This is a genomic window from Paenibacillus sp. P4_E11 (genome assembly GCF_056401635.1).
On record NZ_JBFUIX010000271.1, the window covers coordinates 1 to 3,261 of the forward strand.

General features: G+C 37.8%; 5 protein-coding genes. All 5 read left to right on the forward strand.

The features are described 5' to 3' along the window. On the forward strand, positions 1-547 hold a 547-nt coding region (locus tag AC1DWB_RS32620), incomplete at its 5' end, for a GNAT family N-acetyltransferase (protein WP_477545257.1). A gap of 261 nt (positions 548-808) precedes the next feature. Continuing rightward, positions 809-1,249 (forward strand): pentapeptide repeat-containing protein, encoded by a 441-nt coding sequence (locus tag AC1DWB_RS32625; protein ID WP_477545258.1) that lies wholly within the window; start codon positions 809-811, stop codon positions 1,247-1,249. Positions 1,250-1,491: 242 nt separating this feature from the next. Next, positions 1,492-1,947, forward strand: coding sequence for a GNAT family N-acetyltransferase (locus AC1DWB_RS32630; protein WP_477545259.1), 456 nt, complete (start codon positions 1,492-1,494; stop codon positions 1,945-1,947). 330 nt (positions 1,948-2,277) lie between these two features. After that, on the forward strand, positions 2,278-2,649 hold the full coding sequence (locus tag AC1DWB_RS32635) for an NUDIX hydrolase (RefSeq protein WP_477545260.1): 372 nt from the start codon (positions 2,278-2,280) through the stop codon (positions 2,647-2,649). 230 nt (positions 2,650-2,879) lie between these two features. Further along, a partial coding sequence (locus tag AC1DWB_RS32640) for a nucleotidyl cyclase domain-containing protein (protein ID WP_477545261.1) occupies positions 2,880-3,261 on the forward strand: 382 nt, incomplete at its 3' end.

A 3,261-nucleotide genomic window follows, 5' to 3' on the forward strand; every position in this document is an offset into this window, starting at 1 on the left:
GACAATAAGTGAGGGAATGTTCATGGCAGACATAAATATAAAAAGACTGACTACAATTGAAGAAGTCGATTTATTAGATCACACATTTGCTGAACAGTATAGATGGTATCAGCAAGGTGATTATTTCAGGAAATGTCTTGAGGAGAATTATATAAATAATCGAATAACAATAATGGCATTTTATGATGGTCTACTTGCAGGATGCTGTCACTTACTTTACACTTCGCACTATCCATTTTTTCGTGAGAATAACATACCGGAGATAAACGATCTTAACGTATTTCACGAGTATAGAAGGCAGAAGGTAGCAAGCAGGATATTTGATGAATTAGAAGCCATTGTATCCACGTCATCTAAATACATCGGTGTAGGAGTAGGGCTCTACAAAGATTATGGGAATGCTCAAAGAATGTATACATCACGTGGTTATGTGATGGATGGCAGAGGAATGACTTATAAAAACGTTCAAGTAGAGCCTGGTAAACCTGTAATGGTAGATGATGATCTAATAATCTACTTGGTAAAGGATTTGAAGGGCAACTTGTAAGTAAACTCGAAGATGTGTCGACTTCAGTTAACATCGTATTCACGCGTCGCAGCCTTACGGCTGCTTGGTCCGCCAGAGGCATTTCAAGGAAGCGGAGTCATGCGGACAACCCTTCGAGGCTAAGTGGCGGAGCCACCCGGCAACTTCGTCGCCTTAAGCCTCTCGGGTTCGCGAATACAGGAACGTTATATGAAACCAGTGCAAATCTAATTAGAACATCATGAACTAACATATAAACCAAAAACGTAGAGGAGAATGAATATGCATTTAGAAACAAGCAAGTTAGAATTTGAAATGAAGAATATTACTGGATCTACTTTTAAGAAAGTGAATGCACAAGAGCTAGAATTTGAGAATGTAAATCTATCTAAAACTAAGATAAACAATGCCAACATGAGTGAAATGACATTAAATGATGTAAATGCATCTGGATGGAAACTTACGGATATTAATTTATCTGAGACAATTATTCAGAACGCGAACATGAGTCACATGAGCATTGAACATATTCATTTAATTGGAACGGAATTTTCGAATATTGTGCTTCCTGAAGAAGGAGACCGGAATTTCAAATCTGATGGAGACTATAAACCAATTAAATTTAAGAATTGTAATCTGACAAATATGGAGATTATAGATTGTGACATTACAGGTCTAAAGATAAATGGCATATTAGTAGAAGAACTATTAAAGAAACAATAACACTTTTTGAGGACAACTCGAAGAAGGCACTGGCATCATATAACACCGTATTCACGCTGCGGGCCTTACGGCCCTTGGTCTGCCCGAGGCATTTCGGGGATGTATATTCAGGCAGACAACCCTGCACCACCTAACCGCATCGCGGCCAGTCGCTACGCTCCTTTAAGGTGGTGAGGGTTCGTGAATACAACAACGTTATGTGAAACTGCTGAGAACAATATATTATTAAAGGATTGAACAAGATGATAGAACTTAAACATTATAGAAGGCCAAATCAGAAAGTAATCCAAGAGATTGTTCAATTGATCTTACTTCTTACAGGTGATTGGTTTACAGATAATGTGTCCGAGGAAGCCAGGAGGGATTTATTATTTCAAGATTTAATGTGCTTGCAGCTCGAAGGAGACATTAAATCTTTTATTATTTTTACAAGCTGGGAAGGATCTATTTATATTACATTAATGGGAACACATCCTGAATATCGGGATCAGGGGTTAGGTACCCAATTAATAAACTATTTTATAGAACATGTAAGGACTTTAGGATATAAACAGATAATGCTATTGACCGTACCTTCCGAAGTAAAGCCTATTTATGAACATACAATCAAATTCTATGAAAAGCATGATTTTAAGATTACCAGGAGATATACAGAAATATGGGGAAGTGGAGCAATAGAAATGACAAGGTATTTATAAAGATTTATTAAGCATATCGAAGATGACAGCAGCATCACATAACACCGTGTTCCCACTGCGGATCGCAAGCGATCCTTGGTCTGCAAGATGAATTTCTAGGAAGCGTATTCAGCAGACACACCTGCACCGACTAACCGCATCGCGGCCGCCCTTTGGGCTTAAGTCGGTAAGGCGTCGGGAACACAAGAACGTTATATGAAAGGGACGAAAGCCGAATAAAAGCTTCAAAGAATAACTTGCCTAATGGACTCGAAGACTTCGTTTCCATTTATTGTTTGTTAAAGTACATTTGTGATAATAAAATACCTCTGAGGAGTAGGGTGATCGGAATTGATTTCACGAGCTTTGATTATACAAAACAATAAAGTGCTTATGGTAAAGCAATATGTTCAGAGAGGGGATATTGTTTGGAATTTTCCAGGAGGCGGTATAGAAGAAAATGAAACAGCAGAACAAGCATGTATAAGAGAAATTAAAGAAGAAACAGGCTTTGATATTATGATCGAAGGGCTTTTATATACCAATAATAACAAACACATATTTAGAGCTCAGATTGTAGGTGGGGAGATGTATCTTGACAATACGAAAGAATATAATACTGATCTAATTGATATAGCATGGATAGAACTAAGTGATGACTCTAAATTCGATAACTACACAAAACCAATAATTGAACTACATAATAAGGATAAGGACATATAGTATCTTTTGTTAGCAATTTCGAAGAGGTCGTCCCCATCATATAACCCCATATTCACACTGCGGTCGGCTGCGCCGACCTTGGTCTGCCCGATGCATTTCGGGGAAGCGGTTTCAGGCAGACAACCCTGCACTGGCTAACCGCTTCGCGGCCGGCCTACGGCCTTAAGCCAGTGAGGGTTCGTGAATACAAGAACGTTATAAGAAATTGGCGCAATAAAGGAGAGATTAAAATGAACACATCAAAAGAAAAAAATATATTTGTGGCGTTCTTAGATATTATGGGATTTAAAAACATAGTAGAAAAAAATAATCATGAAGAACTTGAGAAAATATATGACGAATTTTCGGATGGATTAGACGAGAATGGGAAATTGTTCAAAGCAATCAGTGAAATATTGAATAGGGATAAAAATATCAAAACTGATGTCCAATCGGTAATCATTTCTGATAGTATCGTAGTTTGGACAAGTGATGATGACATCCATAATTTTAATATGCTTATATTGCTTGTCCAGATGCTAATTATTAGGGCATTTGCCAGTGGAATACCACTGCGAGGGGCTATTACTCATGGGCCTTTTACATGTAGAAATAAAGGGAATGGTTTAAATT